Genomic DNA, 16,087 nt, shown 5'->3' on the forward strand with positions numbered 1-16,087 from the left:
GAGTTATGAGAGTTGCCGATTATATAGCACAGCTTATCGCAGAACATGAGCAGACCGCGAAGACCGTTTTTATGGTCTCCGGCGGCGGAAACATGCACCTGATCGACGCTCTTGGCCGCAACGAAAAGCTCCGTTACGTCTGCAACCATCACGAACAGGCCTGCGCGATCGCTGCCGAGGGATACTCGCGGGTGTCGAACCAGATTGGCATCGCCTATGTGACCACCGGGCCAGGCGGCACCAACGCCATCACCGGCGTGATGGGGGCTTGGGTCGATTCGATTCCCATGCTGATTGTTTCCGGTCAGGTCAAATTCCAGACCACCATCGCCTCGCAGCCCGAACTCAACCTTCGGCAACTCGGCGATCAGGAAATCAACATCGTCGATATCGTTCGTCCCATCACCAAGTATGCGGTGATGATTACTGACAAGAATTCGATTCGCTTCCACCTCGAAAAAGCGTTGTATGAGGCCAAGCATGGCAGGCCTGGGCCGGTCTGGATCGACGTGCCGCTCGACATCCAGGGCGCGCAGATCGAGCCGGAATCGCTCGAAGGCTTCGCGCCGCCCCCCGAACCTGATTATGACCTGAAAATCGACCAGGTCATGACCGCTTTGAAGCGAGCCAAGCGTCCTGTGATAATCGCAGGAAACGGCATCGTACTCTCGGGCGCGGTCGGCAAGTTTCGGGCTTTGGCAGAAAAACTCGGCATTCCGGTGCTTGGCACTTTTGCCCGCTACGACATCGTAAAGGAGTCCGACCCTTGCTATGCGGGCCGGTTCGGAACCCTCGGGCATCGGGCGGGCAATTTCGCGGTACAAAACAGCGATCTTATCATCGCCATCGGAGCAAGACTTAACGTTCGAGCCATTAGCTATAACTGGGAATATTTCGGTCGTGAGGCCGAGAAAGTCGTTGTCGATATCGATGAGAACGAACTTAAAAAGCACACGATCAAAGCAGACATTCCCGTCTGTGCTGATGCGGGCGCGTTCATCAAGGCGTTGTCATGCGCACTTGAAACGCTATCACCGATGCATCAACAATGGATGGAGCGGTGTCGCCGTTACCGGGAGACCTTCCCCACCATAATCGAAGAACGCCAGAAAGTCAAAATCAAGGTGGATTCGTACCATTTCTTCGATGTGCTTTCAGACTGCGCCCCCGACAACGCGGTGTTCGTATTCGGAAACGGCACGGCATGCGTCTCTTCTTATCAGAGCTTGCGGCTCAAACAAGGACAGAACATTGTCGTCAACTCGGGCTGTGCCTCGATGGGCTATGATCTTCCCGCAGCTATTGGAGCTTGTTATGCTGCGCCAGATCGCCAGATAATCTGCGTTACCGGCGACGGAAGTATGCAGATGAACATTCAGGAGTTGCAGACCATCGTTCACAATCACCTGCCGATAAAGCTGTTCGTACTGAACAACGAAGGGTATATTTCGATCCGAAACACCCAGCAAGGCTTTTTTAAAGGTCACTTTGTAGGTTGCGAAGCAAGTAGCGGCGTCAGTTGTCCCGATACCCTGAAAGTGGCCGAGGCCTATGGCCTGAAAAATGGCAGAATCGACAATCACCAAGGGCTTTCCGAGCAGATCAAAGCTTTTCTCTCAGAAGATGGACCGGTCGTATGCGAAGTCATGCTTGACCCCGGCGAAAAGATGGAACCCAAACTCTCTTCGGAAGTCAAGTCTGATGGCAGAATCGTCTCCAAACCGCTCGAAGACATGTTCCCGTTTCTCGATCGTGATGTATTCAATCAACAGATGATTATCGGAACCATTGATGAAGATTAAGAAGATTCTGGTTACCGGCGGCACAGGGGGGATCGGATCCTCGATAGTCGCTTGCTTGTCCGCACAGCCTGGCTTTGTCGTCCACGCTCCCAGCCGGAGCGAGCTTGATCTGGGCTTGCAGGAGAGCATTAAAGAATATTTTTCCCGGAGTTCAGACTATGATATTGTTATTAACAATGCCGGGATCAACACTCCACAAAACATCGAACAGATCGAAACTGAGCAGATCGAAACTGCCCTGAACATCAATCTTGTCGCCCCTCTTCTTGTCATCAAGTACTGCGTACCGCACATGAAGCGACAAGGTTTTGGGCGAATCGTCAACGTCAGCTCGATCTGGGGGATTCGCTCAAAGGAGAGACGAACCCTCTACTCGGCTACCAAGTTTGGCCTAAACGGTATGACCAGATCACTTGCCAGAGAACTCGGGCCGTTCAATATACTGGTCAACTCGATCTGTCCCGGCTATGTCGATACAGCCCTGACCCGGAAAAACGTGACGCCAAAGGAGCAGGAAAAGATCAGGCAGGAAATTCCGCTGCGGCGCTTTGCCGAGCCTCGGGAGATTGCCGAATCGATCGCGTTTCTGGTCAGCGAGCGCAACTCGTACATGACCGGCCAAACCCTTATTGTCGACGGGGGATTTATAGCATGACCGATCTGCTGATCAAGTCGAACATAAGGGACTACAAAGTTGTTTTCGAGAACACGATTGACAGGGTCTCGAAAGCCATTCAGCCGTTGCCGAACAAAGTGTTGATCGTCGATTCCAATGTTCTGGAAATCTATCGCTCCGACATCGACCGGATGGCTGATGCAGCCGACATTATCGCCTTCGAAGCGGTCGAAGAGAACAAAAACCTTGAGGCGGTTTCTGGCATCTATTCGTCACTGATTGACCGGAATGCCAAACGAAATATCAATTTGGTTTCAATCGGAGGAGGCATAACCCAGGATGTAACCGGTTTCGTTGCCTCCACGCTCTACCGAGGAGTTAACTGGACGTTCGTACCCACGACCTTTCTAGCCCAGACCGACAGTTGCATTGGTAGCAAAACCTCTTTGAATTTCGGCAGCCGTAAAAACCTGCTTGGGACTTTTTACCCGCCAGCGACTATCTATCTCTGCCCGGCATTGCTCTCCTCGCTGACCGAAATCGATTATTACAGCGGCATCGGTGAAACCATCAAGTTTCAGTTGATGAATCCGTTTGCCAAACCCGACCTTTATCAGATAGCTGAAAAAATCGAACAGGTCAAACGTCATGAAATGCTTGATGAGATCATCAGGGAAAATATGGCGATCAAAATCGATTACATGGAAAACGATGAATTCGATCTTGGCAGAAGAAATCTGCTCAATTATGGGCACTGCTTCGGCCATGCGCTTGAAATATCCTCAGGCTATGCCATACCTCACGGCATAGCCGTTTCGATCGGCATTCTGTTTGCCGGGACTATATCGGTTTCCAGAGGAGTAATGAGTCAGGAAATGTTAGAAGGTATTAAAAAAATTGTGCTCCCCTGCCTGCCTATCGCGTTCGATTCGCGGCATTATGATGCGGACTTACTGCTTGCAGCTATGAAAAATGACAAGAAACGCATTGGGGCAGATTTGAGTATTGTACTTGCCGATAAAGAGTTCATGCTGGCCAAATATGACGATCTCAAGGTGGATGAATTCAGGACGGGGTTACAAACATTAATTGAAATTTTTGAGAATCAGTGATATGAACAGTATTGAATATCAGATGCTCGATGTCCTCAAACAACTTCGTGATGAGTATGGGGTGTTCGAGATCAAGGCGGAGTTTGAAGCCGAGGGGAGCAGGATTGAGGAGATGATGCGCCTCAAGGACGTTACCTCTAAGGTTAACCTGCCGATTATTCTTAAAATCGGCGGGGTTGAAGCCGTAACCGATATTTACAACGGCCTTTCCATCGGAGTCAAAGGCGTCATTGCGCCCATGGCGGAGACAGCGTTTGCCGTCTCGAAGTTTCTAAATGCTATCAAAACCTTTGTTGCTGAAGATAATCGCGCCGATATTGATTTTGCTATTAATATTGAAACCATTACAGCATACAACAATCTGGATGAAATCTTTGCTCTTGAGCATATCGATTTGTTGCATGGCATTACAATGGGAAGAGTGGATTTTGTTGGCTCGATAGGCCGTGACCGTCATATCGTCGATAGCGATCAGATGTACGACTATTGCCATACGGTGTTCAGCAAGGCTAGGCAGAAAGGACTGAAAACCGGCCTGGGCGGTGCCATCTCGATCGGGTCTATCGATTTCATTTCAAAGCTCCATTCTGAAGCGCTGATCGATAAATTTGAGACCAGAAAAGTTGTTTTCAAATCGAATTCTATACTTAATGATCCTGAGAAAGCTATTCTCAAAGCGGTTGAATTCGAATTGCTCTGGCTCAAGAGTAAGCGCCGTTACTATCACCGCGTCAAGTCCGAAGATGAATATCGCATCGAAATGCTCGAAAAAAGGCTTGGTCAGGCATAGTTACAGTGCCTTATGCAGCACCAGAACGATGAAAGCATGACAATCAAGCGATTGTTTCTGACTGGAGGGACCGGCTTCTTCGGAAAATCTCTCCTTCGATACTGGATACAACAATCAACGCAGGGCAAATCTGTTCCGGCAGTAACCCTCATGAGCCGTTCTCCGGATGCCTTTCTTGCATCCTATCCTGAGTTTGTTGGGCTGCCTTGGCTTACGCTTGTCAAGGGAGACGTTACAATGCCGAAAACTTTCCCAACCGAGCTGAATTGTTCTCACATCCTGCATGCCGCCACGGACTCTACCAACGGCCCGATGTTGACTCCGCTGGAACGCTTTAACCAGATTGTTGATGGTACGCGCAATGTGCTTGATTTTGCACATCGGGTCGAAGCAACACGTTTTCTGCTGACAAGTTCCGGTGGCGTTTACGGCCCACAACCAGAAAAAATGGAGCGTATTCCCGAAGACTATAACGGTATGCCAGACCCGCTTCAGCCAAGCCATGCGTATAGCGTTGCCAAGCGCACAGCCGAACACTTGTGTGCGCTGTATGGCGACGCATTTGGTATAGAAATATTGGTGGCGCGTTGCTTTGCCTTCGTCGGCCCGGACTTGCCGCTTGATGCGCATTTTGCAATCGGGAACTTCATCGCAGATGCTGTTGCCGGTCGTCAAATCACAATCAAGGGAAATGGGTTGCCGATTCGTTCTTATCTCGATCAAAGTGATCTTGCAACATGGCTATTGACGATACTTGAACATGGTCAATCCGGTCGGCCCTACAATGTCGGATCCGATCAAGCGATCACTCTTCTTGAACTTGCCAATATGGTTGCCGAAACTGTTCATCCAAAAGTGCCGGTGCAGGTGCTCGACACTGGTATAGATGCTGGAAATTTCAGACGTCGGTATGTCCCCGACATTACGCGCGCATCAAAAGAACTTGGTCTGACTGTTACTGTGCCATTGCATGAGGCAATCAAACGTGCCGTTATGGCTGCTCGTGGAGCTGATTGATGCAGGCAATAGTATTTGATCTCGATGACCGGCTGGCCTGCCTCCGGGTGTACGAGGAGTATCTGTCAATCAACCGCAAACAGCAAGGGAGGTAGCGGTTTGGGTCAGAAAACACTGCAGACAGGTTTTGCCGGTCTGCTGACAGAGGCTCGATACCGGAATCTCCGGTATCTGCTGGCGGCTGGCTGGAATACTCTTTTCGGCTATTTTGCGGGCGTTGGCTTGTACCTCACGCTGTCGAAATTCATCCATATAACCATCATCGGGCTGATCGGCAATATCGTTTCCATTGCCATGTCATTTGTTGTTTACAAATTATTTGTCTTTCGTACCAAGGGACGGTGGTTTATTGAATATCTCAAAAGCAATATCGTTTATGGCTTTGGTGCGCTCATTGGCATTGTCCTGCTCTGGCTGCTGGTGGATTATGCCCGGCTTTCGATCTGGATCGCGCAGTTTCTTATTATTGCCGTTACAGCGCTGATTTCTTTTTTTGGACACCGAGGCTTTACCTTCAAACGATAACCATGTTTTGTTATGAATGAGAGCGGTAAAAAGATGATCAGCCTGGTCTCTCCTTGTTTCAATGAAGAGGAGAATGTCGAGGAACTCTACCGGCAGCTCACTGCCGTCATGGCTGGCATGGAAGGGTACGACTACGAATTCATTCTGATCGACAATGCCTCGACGGATTCGACGGTGCAGAAAATCAAGAGGATCGCCGCGCAGGACAAGCGGGTGAAGTTGATTGTCAATTCGAGAAATTTCGGTCATATCCGCTCTCCGTATCATGCGATACTTCAAAGCAGCGGAGATGCCTGTATCGTGATGGCGTCAGATCTCCAAGACCCGCCAGACATGATTCCGGAACTCATAAAGAAATGGGAAGAGGGTGCGCAAATCGTAGCGGCTGTCAAAAAAGAGAGCAAGGAAAGCAAGTTGATGTTCGGCATTCGAAAGCTGTATTACGGTCTGCTCAAATCCGTATCGGATGTGAATATCATCCAGAACTATACCGGTTTCGGCTTGTATGACCGAAAGATCATAGAGATTCTGAAGAACATTCCAGACCCTTATCCGTTTTTCAGAGGCATTATTGCTGAAGTCGGGTTCAGGGTTGAGCGGATTACCTATACCCAGCCGAGACGAGCGCGAGGTATTACCAAGAACAACTTTTTTACCCTGTACGATATCGGGATTCTGGGTATCATCAGTAATTCCAAAGTCCCGTTACGACTTGCGACGTTTTCCGGCTTTGTGCTTTCGTTTTTGAGCTTTCTGGTCGGGATCGGCTATCTTGTTGGCAAGCTCATCTTCTGGGACAATTTTCAGGCAGGCATCGCGCCGCTACTTATCGGTAATTTCTTTTTCTTCGGCCTGATGCTGTTTTTTATCGGCATTCTTGGGGAATACGTGGGGGCAATTTACACTCAGGTTCTTGCGAGACCGCGGGTGTACGAATCCGAGCGGATCAATTTTGACCAGACAGAGTGAGTTTATTTATGCGCGCCTCTCCTCGGCTTCCGATAATACTGCCGACCTATAACAGCAGCGTATTTCATGAAAAAAACTTGCTGAACACGCTTTTCTGAAGAACATGGATAGTATCTCATTCATCGTATCAGGAAACGCGTCATCGAAGCCGCGAAATAAGATGCCATCTCGCCGGATTACAGAAAAGGAATTGAAACACAAATGATTCAAAAAAAAACTGTGCTGACAACCGTTTATAGCGCAATCGTTATCTGCTTTATCCTGATTTTTGGCATCGGCGTGTTCGCCATGACCGTGGAGCCCGATGAAAGCTGTATCCTTATGAGCACCATGAAGGCCTTCGGCATTCGATTCCTGCCTGCGAGCGCTGTAGAGGTACCGGTACTCACTTCCGGTGGAGTGCATTTCGTGCTGCATGGCTTGATTGCTCTTGTGTGGGGCGAAAATATCTTCGTCCACCGCCTTGCTTCGTTACTCGTTACGGGGCTCCTGTTAGGAATTGTATTCAAAATAATCGAACTCCGAGTTAAGGACAGGGTTCTCGCTGCTGCCGGAACAGCCCTGTTCGTAACGGCCCCTGGCTTTCTGTTACAGGCCTCATTAGCGACAGCGGAGATCGTCGCGACGACCATTTTTTTGCTTGGAGCGCTGTATTGGGTCCACTTTGGTCATCGATCAATGGGTATGGCAATCCTGGGCGGTGTGTTATTCGGGCTTGCCTGTGCCACGCGCATGATCTGTCTTACGATGCTGCCGGCTATCCTGGTGTGGTCGGCGTTTGTTCACCGAGGTGCTCGACTTATTTATCCTATTATTGCCATTTACGTCGCTATTTTTGTCTTCATCGGATTTGAAGCGGCCTATTTATATGCGTTCGGTGACTTCTCTAAGAGTCACCTGTTGGCAACCGCAGGGGCCGCCGGACTTGCCCCCCTATACGGGGGTATCATTATGCGGCTCAACTACCTGGTGGTGGCTAATGGAATTATTCCTGTAATGGCCATCGTCGCGCTGCTTGCCTGGTTCATATCTTTGCTGGATAATGAGAAGTATGATCGCAAGCTCTTAGATTTATGCAGTTTCCTTTTGCTGGCGGGTGGTGTGGGGTGGCTCGTCTGGGTGCTCAAATCCCCAATACCGCACATCCGTTATCTCTGGCCGGCTATTCCGCTTCTGTGGCTGGCAGCCATCCTGCTCGGTTTGACTATCCTTAGCCGTGTGAGACAGGATAGAACGATTATGATTGCTCACTCCGCGATTATCCTTATGTGTGCAATTCAGGTTTTACTCAACATACGCATACTTGCGGTAGGAGACTCGCTTGCACTGGTGTATGAAGATGTTCGCGGTTCGCGATTGGGAACCCCGGGAAATTATTCCAGGCTCGAACAAACCAGGATGGAATGGCTGCTCTTCTGGCAGCTTTGCCTGCGTCCGCAAGCATCTATGCCTTGATAGAGCAAGCAGCTTACCCGATGACTTATCTGTCCAAGCGGACAGTTAAATCGTTCACGCCGTCGTCCAAAGTGTCCGCGGATGATTATCTGCTCGTGCAGCCCTGTGATCGCTCCATCGTTTTGCCAAACTGGGAATGGATCGGCTGGTTACAAAACAACGCGATGTTGGTGGAGCGGCGCGGCGAATACGAACTCTATCGTTTGAACGAGGGAGCCTGCTTTCCGACCGGCGATTGTCACTAATCCGTATTTAGTCGGCTCAGGCTGAGCCGGTTGCAGAGGCCATTAAGTCAACGCTTGAGTGGAATAAGCGCAAAAAACCAAAATCGAGACAGCAGCTGACAATTAAAACAACTCTTGTTGTTTCGCTTTGGAAACGCTATGGCGAAACCGCTTACGGTACAGTCTCGAACTTATCTGTACTATCGCTTACCGGATCGCCCATCATCGATGCAGCTGTAGCCCGACGGGCGGCAATCCACAATAAAGCACAAAGCACGAACGGCCCTATTTGCACATTCAGAACTACAGCTATCGGAACCATAACCATCGGCAACAACCAGGCAACGACAAGCACTTCTCGTTCACCGCGCAACCAACCGTTACGGAGCCCATCCAAGGCTAACCATGCGATGGGAAAGGCCAACCATACAAGATCGTAATCAAAAAGATATGGGCTGACCAGAAAGGTCGCCGTCATAAAAACAGCGCCACGCAAATTACGGTCGTGGCAACGACGCCACACCCGCCATACGATAATAACAGCACCGACAGCACAGATAAAATGAATAAAGTAAGCCCATGCAACAGGCATCTCAAGCATACGCGCAAAGGCAAACACTGATGGGGTCTTCACCCAGGGCAAAGAGCCGTTTTCCAGGCATAGTCGCGCATAGCCAAGACTCTCCAAAGAGCTTTTTAGCACACCGTAGCCCAATACGGCTGTACCAATGGCAGTAAAAGTAATTGCCGTCACAGCGGCACTTATAAAGGTACGCCAGGCGCCAATAGCGATTAAAACTAAAGGAAAAAGAATTGCAAGATGAGGTTTGATAGCAAGCAAGCCGATAAATATACCTGCTAACACCGGCCTTCGTTCAACGTTGAGCAATGCCGCACCAGCGAGAGCCGCCGTCAGAAATGAATTCTGACCATGCATAAGGGTCACCCACAATCCCGAGAAAGCAGCCAGACACCACATCGCAATATCGCCCCGGATGATGCGACGTAATACCAGAAGATATGCCCCCAGCGTTGACAACATAAAGGCCCAGAATGCTGCCGTATAAGGCAATAAGGCCAGGGGAAGAATAACAAGATAGAACGAAGGCGGGTAAAACCATGCGTAAACACTTTTCGATGCAGGTATTGCAATTTGCTGAGCCTTGAATAGTAACGAGATATGGTAGGCGTCTTGAGCATGACCCGTCAGAGCAAGATGAGAGGCCGCCCAGAACATTATAAAGTCTGCACCAAGAGGCTTCCCATTTAGGTCAAGCATATTTTTCGACGTCAAAACCCACGCAAGGCTATACAAAAGGAATAGTACCAGAATGATACGGGGGTACACTGAAAGACGCTCCCGATTAAGCCAATGCGTATCTGAGTTTGCGGGTTCTCCTTTATCTTCGTTTTGTCTCGGCATGGAATGTAGAAACGAGCCTATTGAGTAAATTTATCGACTGTTGTCAAAATCTGAGGGTATTCGATCGGGGTCATCTTTTGCACGAATCAGCTCTGCCAGAAACCTTAACTATTCGAGCAGAGAGCACCTCACACGCAGCTCGATCACACAACGAGACAGCTACAGGTCATGCCCTCATCCAATTCAATGGCAACAATGCCCTCAAGTTACACATCCAATGGCACAATCTAACCGGTAAAATTCCGGATTACCAGAGGATTTTCGGTAATCCGGGATCACCACTTAAACCTATATTTCATTTTTTCTTAGCTAAAAGTGGTATTTTTATAGCAATGCCTGCTCCCCTCCCGGATTCATGATACTAATTGCCAAGAATATCAATTTCACTAATGTCGGATTGTCAACAAGCGGGGGCTGTAAAGCTGAACAGAGGCGGGGTAGGTGAACCGAACCTTAGCGTAGAGTAGTGCTATGTGCGATAAACGTTTACAGTCAACAAAGCATAATCACACTCTCACCTTGTGCAATAACAGACAAGATAGAACGGCATGGCTGAATGAAAATAAAATCGATTATCACCCGACGAAGCGTCAGGACAGGCGCGCTTACTAACCAGGAAAGGCGTTTACAACAGCATTAAAAAGAATTACCAACTGATCCCCAACATCCCCAATAGCCAAAATCGAAATAATAGCAACCAAAGAAGCTAACAATGCATACTCAATTGTGGTTACACCTTTTTGCAAGCTCTCCCTCTTTAGCATAGCTTAAGCTCCTTATCAAATTAGTTAGTATTAACAAATCTGAAAATGATACAATCCTTACTAAGGGAAGGGAAAAAAACAATCATATCATCATAAATAAAAGTAACAATAGACTTTAAAAAAATAAAGATAAAAAGCAAGTTACGGTTGTAAAATCAACCTAGGAGAGGATATAAAGAGCCGACAAGCCATACCAGCGCGGCCAGTACCAGGGCAGGACCAAAAGGCCATTCGGCTTGGGGATCAAAGCCCTTGAAACGACGCCACACCAAATGCCAGATCACAGTAACGACACTGCCCAATAACACTACATAAAATACGCCGATAACGCCATACCAAGTCGCTAGTGCGGCTAAGAGTTTAAGATCGCCACCACCAACACCACTAACCCCTTTGATGCGCTGAAATGCCCAGGCAAGCCCCCCAAGCAGCCCAAACACCACAGCCGCAGACACTGTACTTACGAGAAGAGTGTGCGAGGTAAATCCGGCATAACTGCTGACCATGCCGACTATTCCTAACGGCAAAACAACCAAATCCGGCAGCAGAGTCGTATCCCAGTCAATGAGGGCAAGTAACACAAGAGTACTGGACAAACAGGCCCATAACAACACGGCCCAAAATGTAGCGGAGGTAAAGGCGGCTGCCGCATAGCCCCACAAACTGGCATTAACGACCGGCACCCAAAGGCGTCGACCAAACGAAACGGGCTGCTCCAGGCCTCCACCTGGTCCAAGCCATTCATGCAATTGAACTTGTGCACCCCGCAACACTTTGCTCGGAATCATGCGACCAAAAGGAACCAGCCAAAACCCCACCAATGCACCGGCAATAAGCCAAGGCCATTGAGTCCAAAAGACATGCAAAATGTTGCCAAGACTCATAGGGCCTTATTGCTTGGATAAGACATCAAGAAGCTGAATGATTGCTGGTCCCAGCAGCACCATTAAAAGCGTAGGGAAAATAAAAAGGATAAGCGGCAGCAACATTTTGACAGGAACTTTGTTGGCAAGCTCTTCAGCACGTTGGGAGCGGCGCGTACGCATAACATCTGAGTGCACGCGCAATGAATCCGCCAAGCTTGTACCAAATTTGTCGGCCTGTATAAGCACGGAAACAAGATCCTCAAGTTCCTCAAGACCTACGCGTAATGCCATGTTGCGCAAGGCGTCGAGACGGGTAGCGCCTGCACGCATTTCAAGGGAAGACAGGTAAAATTCCTGAGACAGGTCGGGGTAAGAACGGGCCATTTCACGCGAAATGCGGGTTGATGCAGCGTCGATGCTCATCCCCGCCTCAGTGCAGATGACCATGAGTTCAATCATGTCTGGCAGACCGTTACGCATGCGTTCAATGCGTCTTTGAGTAATAAAACGAAGCAGTAACTCGGGCAGATAATAGCCAGCTGCTGCGGTGAGCAGCGCAAAGAGAATGATATGAATCAGCTGAAGCTTAGGCTGGTTTAATACCAAAAACAAAGCGAGCAAGACAGGAAAAACCAGGGTAAGTAAGGTTTTAATAGCAAAGTAGTATTGAGGGGCGTTTTGGTTTCGAATGCCAGCTTGCAAAAATTTGACACGAACAGCGGAACTTTGCCAACCTTCATCAGGAAGCGAAAGTTTCGAAAGAATGTTGACAACTGTGGCGACTCTCTGGCTTTTGACCGGCTTGGAAGAAGGCTTATCGGCCGGAGGCGCCCCACTACCACTAAAAATCTGGGTAAGACGTTTTTTAAAGGCGTTGTCAACTCCCAAACTGTAAAAAGCAAACACAACCGAAGCAACAGCGGCCCCTGAAAGCACAATAGTCAGAATTTGTAGGGTGGTTGGCATGGTGAGTTTGGCTATGGTTAAACCTTTATCTGGCTGATGCGATTGAGCGAAAAGAATCCAAGGGCCATAAGCACCGCCATGACCATGATCAGTGTGTGGCCTTGGGGAGTGCTCCAGAGCACCGAAGTATATTCAGGGTTTATTACAGTGAGAATAGCTGTTAGAATAAATGGCATACTGCCCAGCACCAAGGCTGATATACGTCCTTCGGCTGAGAGCGTGCGAACTTTTCCGCGCAGTTTGAAGCGCTCACGAATAGTTTTGGCCAACCCCTCAAGCAGTTCAGTGAGGTTGCCACCAGTTTCGTGCTGGATCTCAAGAGAGATGACAAAAAAATTAAGATCTACGCTTTCGACACGGTCAGCTAACCGATCCATAGCTTCTTTGAATGGAATGCCAAAGCTGATTTCATCGAAAACAATTTTGAATTCTTGCCCTATAGGGCCAGGGAACTCCTTACCCACGATGCCAATAGCCGAGGTAAGGCTGTGGCCAGCACGCAGAGAACGCGTAACATAATCGAGCGCTTCCGGAAGTTTTTCTGAGAAAGCCTGGCGACGTTTGTTAGCCTGTCGAGATAACCAGAGTAACGGACTGCTGGCAAAAGCAACAGCTAACACAAAAAGAACAATCGGGTTCGTATGGACCAAGAGCCCGAGCATCACAACCAAAATAAACACGGCACTCATGATCCCCAATAAACGCAAGGCGCTAAACGGACTACGGGCACGGTGAAGCAGGTTTTCAAGCCGAACAAATACTCTGTAATGCGAACGTAACCATATTTCGAGGTCACTGTCATTCTGGTTGATTTGCGCAATGCTGGGACTTTGCCCGCCCCATTGAACAGCGCTTTTGATCGACTTCAAACGCTTTCTTTTGGCTTTGTTGCTAGGATCAAAAAAATTGACCCATACCCCATAGGCAAACAGCACGATCAGGATAACCGCCGCAAAAGCAAAAAAAGAGATCAAAAACGTCGTCATGTTGCGCTAAAAAGTTAGAGGTTAACTTCAGCTGGGGTGAACATACCATCACTGAGCACAATGCCATAAGTATGGATTTTTTCTGCAACTTTTGGACGCACCCCTGTGGCACTGAAGAGTCCCTCGACTAATCCATCCGGAGTAGTACCGGTACGCTTGAAGTTATAGATTTCCTGAGTAGTAATGACATCGCCTTCCATGCCGATAAGCTCCTGGATACTCGTGACCTTTCGGGTGCCATCAGAGAGTCGTGAAATCTGAATGATAAATTGAACCGACGAAGCAATAAGCTGGCGCAGGGCCTTGCTGGGCAGATTGATTCCCCCCAGTCCAACAAGGTTTTCGAGACGGGCCATCGCATCTCGCGGAGTATTGGCGTGAATAGTGGTAAGCGAACCATCGTGACCGGTGTTCATGGCTTGTAGCATATCGATCACTTCAGAGCTACGAACCTCACCAAGCACAATGCGATCAGGGCGCATACGCAAAGAGTTTTTTACTAGCGCACGCATGGTGATTTCGCCTTTACCTTCGATATTGGGCGGCCGTGTTTCCAAGCGAACAACGTGATCCTGCTGCAGCTGGAGTTCGGCAGTATCTTCGATGGTAACAATTCGTTCGCTTTGGGGAATATAGCCAGATAAAATATTGAGCAACGTAGTTTTACCCGAACCAGTACCACCTGATATAATGATGTTACACTTGACTTTAACCAGAGCTGATAACAATTCAGCCATGGCGGGTGTAAGAGTATTCTTTTCAAGAAGATCTGGCATTTGCAGAGGAACAACTGCAAAACGACGAATAGTGAGTGATGGGCCATCAAGAGCCAGCGGAGGAATGATAGCATTGACACGCGACCCATCTGGCAAGCGAGCATCTGCAAGGGGAACAGACTCATCGATTCGCCGGCCCACACGAGAAACGATCTTGTCGATGATCTTCATGAGGTGGGCGTCATCGCTGAAGCGAATATCAGTGAGCTCAATGCGCCCCCGTCTTTCGATATAGACGTTCTGGTGCCCGTTGACCATGATTTCAGAAATAGTAGGATCTGCCAACAAGGGCTCCAAAGGCCCCAAACCCATGATTTCGTTTTTCAGGTCAGCCACAACTCTGGCACGCTCTTGATGATTAAGAGGCATGGCCTCCTCATCAATGAGCGCAGTAAGCAATACTCCCAGCTCATTACGAAGCTGCTCAGGGGTAAGAGCCTCTATGGAGTCAAGATCTATACGGCTGAGTAACTTTTGATGCAACTTGGTTTTGGTTGCATAAAAGTCATCCACTCTTGTGGCATTATTTTTTTTAGCCGCTACTGGTTGAGTTGGAGCCTCAACAATATCAGTTTTTTCAGGGAAAGTGGACGACTCAGATTCAGGAGCACCTGAACCACGTTTTGTAGAGAGGTTCCAGCGAGCTATTTGATCTTTAAGCGTTCCCATAGCGAGCGTTTTGGTTGACTGTTACCTGTAAGGTCAGCGGCCCAATCGAAAATAGATTGAGAAAGTTTTGATTTGGGAGCCTCTTTCACGAAGGGCTGACCGATCAGGAGGGCAGCCTCCACCGCGTCAGTATCAGAGGGCAGGCTTTTATTAATTGGTCTGCCAATGACTTTTTCGATTTCGGCGCCGGAGATGCGCGCATTGTTGTCAAATCGGTTAAGAATATTCTCAATGCGAGCAATAGGTTTTTCAAACTCTTTACAAAGCTTGAGGACTTGTCCTGCCCCTCGCAGCGACGGTAACGAAGGGGTCGATACAATGCATAATTCGTCAAGGTACTCTGCAACCCAAATGCCTATGCGGTCAAGAGATATACCAAAATCAACCAGAATGTAGTCGTAAAAATTTGAAGCAATGTGAATAAGCTCACTCACGCGCTCAGGTTCGATAGTAATAATTTTCTCGAACGTGGTTGGCATGGGAATGAGATCAAGCGTGGGGCTGACATGCTGCACCATGCTGTCGAGTAGCGACTGGTCAAGCCTTTCAGATTGACTCGAGATGTCTGCCAAATCATCAGGATGGGTCTCTCCAGTGAGATACATGTCAAGATCACCAAAAGGTAAAGAGACATCAACTGCAAGTACGCGGGTATTGGGCACCTGAGAAAGTGCATAAGCCAAATTGGCAACAATGCAAGAGCTGCCATCACCCCCTTTTGAAGAAACAAATCCAAAAACATGATTCTGGATAATATGCGAGCCCTTGGAACGAATGAGGGCGCGTCCGATAACCTGTTGCAGGGTTTTTGGTGTGCTGTCATCAATAACTTCACGTACACCCGCACGCATAAGTGAGCGCAACTGTTCAGGCTGTGCTTGCGGATGCAGAGTTACAATAGCAGCATTCGATAGAGTCAGGCAAAGCTTCTCCAGCTCTCGCAGGTAATTGGCGTCGTTGCAGTCAAAACCGACCACCAAAACGAGATCGGGGTTTTTGCTCTTGATTTTTCGCACCATCTCCCCTGGCTCGCCAACCAAACGCACAACCTGGTGTTGATTCAATTCAATTTGTGTATCATCAACTTCCCAGGGCTGGGAAGAGTAAACAGCAATATTCATGTGCGT

Annotated in this window: 16 protein-coding genes; 9 read left to right on the forward strand and 7 right to left on the reverse strand. The window is 48.7% G+C overall.

The features are described from left to right. Positions 1-5: 5 nt before the first annotated feature. The 9 genes from CPAR_RS07375 (at position 6) to CPAR_RS11055 (ending at position 8,531) form a co-directional block, all read left to right on the forward strand. Complete coding sequence (locus CPAR_RS07375; RefSeq protein WP_012502684.1) at positions 6-1,802, forward strand: thiamine pyrophosphate-binding protein; 1,797 nt, start codon at positions 6-8, stop codon at positions 1,800-1,802. Then, positions 1,792-2,457, forward strand: a complete 666-nt coding sequence (locus CPAR_RS07380) for an SDR family NAD(P)-dependent oxidoreductase (RefSeq protein WP_012502685.1) — start codon at positions 1,792-1,794, stop codon at positions 2,455-2,457. Before CPAR_RS07375 ends, CPAR_RS07380 begins: the two co-directional genes overlap by 11 nt. Then, the gene (locus CPAR_RS07385) at positions 2,454-3,530 is read left to right on the forward strand and encodes an AroB-related putative sugar phosphate phospholyase (cyclizing) (protein ID WP_012502686.1); all 1,077 of its coding nucleotides are present in this window, start codon (positions 2,454-2,456) and stop codon (positions 3,528-3,530) included. The genes CPAR_RS07380 and CPAR_RS07385 overlap by 4 nt, the downstream gene beginning before the upstream one ends. A 1-nt stretch (position 3,531) precedes the next feature. Next, positions 3,532-4,320 carry an aldolase/citrate lyase family protein gene (locus CPAR_RS07390; RefSeq protein WP_012502687.1) on the forward strand — a complete coding sequence of 263 codons (789 nt, stop codon included), beginning with the start codon at positions 3,532-3,534 and terminating at the stop codon, positions 4,318-4,320. 12 nt (positions 4,321-4,332) lie between these two features. Beyond that, positions 4,333-5,337 carry an NAD-dependent epimerase/dehydratase family protein gene (locus CPAR_RS07395; protein WP_012502688.1) on the forward strand — a complete coding sequence of 335 codons (1,005 nt, stop codon included), beginning with the start codon at positions 4,333-4,335 and terminating at the stop codon, positions 5,335-5,337. Between the two features lie 99 nt (positions 5,338-5,436). Beyond that, positions 5,437-5,862 carry a GtrA family protein gene (locus tag CPAR_RS07400; protein ID WP_041466171.1) on the forward strand — a complete coding sequence of 142 codons (426 nt, stop codon included), beginning with the start codon at positions 5,437-5,439 and terminating at the stop codon, positions 5,860-5,862. Between the two features lie 12 nt (positions 5,863-5,874). Further along, the gene (locus tag CPAR_RS07405; protein ID WP_012502690.1) at positions 5,875-6,831 is read left to right on the forward strand and encodes a glycosyltransferase family 2 protein; all 957 of its coding nucleotides are present in this window, start codon (positions 5,875-5,877) and stop codon (positions 6,829-6,831) included. Positions 6,832-7,032: 201 nt separating this feature from the next. Continuing rightward, complete coding sequence (locus tag CPAR_RS07410; protein ID WP_012502691.1) at positions 7,033-8,286, forward strand: glycosyltransferase family 39 protein; 1,254 nt, start codon at positions 7,033-7,035, stop codon at positions 8,284-8,286. Between the two features lie 20 nt (positions 8,287-8,306). Further along, a complete protein-coding gene (locus CPAR_RS11055) occupies positions 8,307-8,531 on the forward strand; it encodes a hypothetical protein (RefSeq protein ID WP_012502692.1) in 225 nt (74 codons plus the stop codon). Positions 8,532-8,682: 151 nt separating this feature from the next. Here the strand turns inward: CPAR_RS11055 and CPAR_RS07415 are convergent, their stop codons facing one another. The 7 genes from CPAR_RS07415 to CPAR_RS07445 form a co-directional block, all read right to left on the reverse strand. Next, positions 8,683-9,933 (reverse strand): glycosyltransferase family 87 protein, encoded by a 1,251-nt coding sequence (locus CPAR_RS07415; protein ID WP_012502693.1) that lies wholly within the window; start codon positions 9,931-9,933, stop codon positions 8,683-8,685. 608 nt (positions 9,934-10,541) lie between these two features. Continuing rightward, entirely contained in the window at positions 10,542-10,697 is a 156-nt protein-coding gene (locus tag CPAR_RS07420; RefSeq protein WP_041466172.1) for a Flp family type IVb pilin, read from the reverse strand. Between the two features lie 155 nt (positions 10,698-10,852). Next, positions 10,853-11,581 (reverse strand): prepilin peptidase, encoded by a 729-nt coding sequence (locus CPAR_RS07425; protein WP_012502694.1) that lies wholly within the window; start codon positions 11,579-11,581, stop codon positions 10,853-10,855. A 6-nt stretch (positions 11,582-11,587) separates the two neighbouring features. Beyond that, the gene (locus CPAR_RS07430) at positions 11,588-12,529 is read right to left on the reverse strand and encodes a type II secretion system F family protein (RefSeq protein WP_012502695.1); all 942 of its coding nucleotides are present in this window, start codon (positions 12,527-12,529) and stop codon (positions 11,588-11,590) included. Positions 12,530-12,546: 17 nt separating this feature from the next. After that, positions 12,547-13,515, reverse strand: a complete 969-nt coding sequence (locus CPAR_RS07435; RefSeq protein WP_012502696.1) for a type II secretion system F family protein — start codon at positions 13,513-13,515, stop codon at positions 12,547-12,549. Positions 13,516-13,529: 14 nt separating this feature from the next. Beyond that, positions 13,530-14,960 carry a CpaF family protein gene (locus CPAR_RS07440; protein ID WP_012502697.1) on the reverse strand — a complete coding sequence of 477 codons (1,431 nt, stop codon included), beginning with the start codon at positions 14,958-14,960 and terminating at the stop codon, positions 13,530-13,532. Continuing rightward, a complete protein-coding gene (locus CPAR_RS07445) occupies positions 14,936-16,081 on the reverse strand; it encodes an AAA family ATPase (RefSeq protein ID WP_012502698.1) in 1,146 nt (381 codons plus the stop codon). Before CPAR_RS07445 ends, CPAR_RS07440 begins: the two co-directional genes overlap by 25 nt. Positions 16,082-16,087: the final 6 nt, after the last annotated feature.

Origin of the sequence: Chlorobaculum parvum NCIB 8327 (assembly GCF_000020505.1) — a bacterium.
GTDB classification, from domain to species: Bacteria; Bacteroidota; Chlorobiia; order Chlorobiales; family Chlorobiaceae; genus Chlorobaculum; species Chlorobaculum parvum_A.

What these genes read in the sequence shown, in the direction of transcription:
- CPAR_RS07375 (WP_012502684.1), top strand. Translation starts at nt 6, where the DNA reads ATGAGAGTTGCCGATTATATAGCACAGCTTATCGCAGAACATGAGCAG.
- CPAR_RS07380 (WP_012502685.1), top strand. Translation starts at nt 1,792, where the DNA reads ATGAAGATTAAGAAGATTCTGGTTACCGGCGGCACAGGGGGGATCGGA.
- CPAR_RS07385 (WP_012502686.1), top strand. Translation starts at nt 2,454, where the DNA reads ATGACCGATCTGCTGATCAAGTCGAACATAAGGGACTACAAAGTTGTT.
- CPAR_RS07390 (WP_012502687.1), top strand. Translation starts at nt 3,532, where the DNA reads ATGAACAGTATTGAATATCAGATGCTCGATGTCCTCAAACAACTTCGT.
- CPAR_RS07395 (WP_012502688.1), top strand. Translation starts at nt 4,333, where the DNA reads ATGCAGCACCAGAACGATGAAAGCATGACAATCAAGCGATTGTTTCTG.
- CPAR_RS07405 (WP_012502690.1), top strand. Translation starts at nt 5,875, where the DNA reads ATGAATGAGAGCGGTAAAAAGATGATCAGCCTGGTCTCTCCTTGTTTC.
- CPAR_RS07410 (WP_012502691.1), top strand. Translation starts at nt 7,033, where the DNA reads ATGATTCAAAAAAAAACTGTGCTGACAACCGTTTATAGCGCAATCGTT.
- CPAR_RS11055 (WP_012502692.1), top strand. Translation starts at nt 8,307, where the DNA reads ATGACTTATCTGTCCAAGCGGACAGTTAAATCGTTCACGCCGTCGTCC.
- CPAR_RS07415 (WP_012502693.1), bottom strand. Translation starts at nt 9,933, where the DNA reads ATGCCGAGACAAAACGAAGATAAAGGAGAACCCGCAAACTCAGATACG.
- CPAR_RS07420 (WP_041466172.1), bottom strand. Translation starts at nt 10,697, where the DNA reads ATGCTAAAGAGGGAGAGCTTGCAAAAAGGTGTAACCACAATTGAGTAT.
- CPAR_RS07425 (WP_012502694.1), bottom strand. Translation starts at nt 11,581, where the DNA reads ATGAGTCTTGGCAACATTTTGCATGTCTTTTGGACTCAATGGCCTTGG.
- CPAR_RS07430 (WP_012502695.1), bottom strand. Translation starts at nt 12,529, where the DNA reads ATGCCAACCACCCTACAAATTCTGACTATTGTGCTTTCAGGGGCCGCT.
- CPAR_RS07435 (WP_012502696.1), bottom strand. Translation starts at nt 13,515, where the DNA reads ATGACGACGTTTTTGATCTCTTTTTTTGCTTTTGCGGCGGTTATCCTG.
- CPAR_RS07440 (WP_012502697.1), bottom strand. Translation starts at nt 14,960, where the DNA reads ATGGGAACGCTTAAAGATCAAATAGCTCGCTGGAACCTCTCTACAAAA.
- CPAR_RS07445 (WP_012502698.1), bottom strand. Translation starts at nt 16,081, where the DNA reads ATGAATATTGCTGTTTACTCTTCCCAGCCCTGGGAAGTTGATGATACA.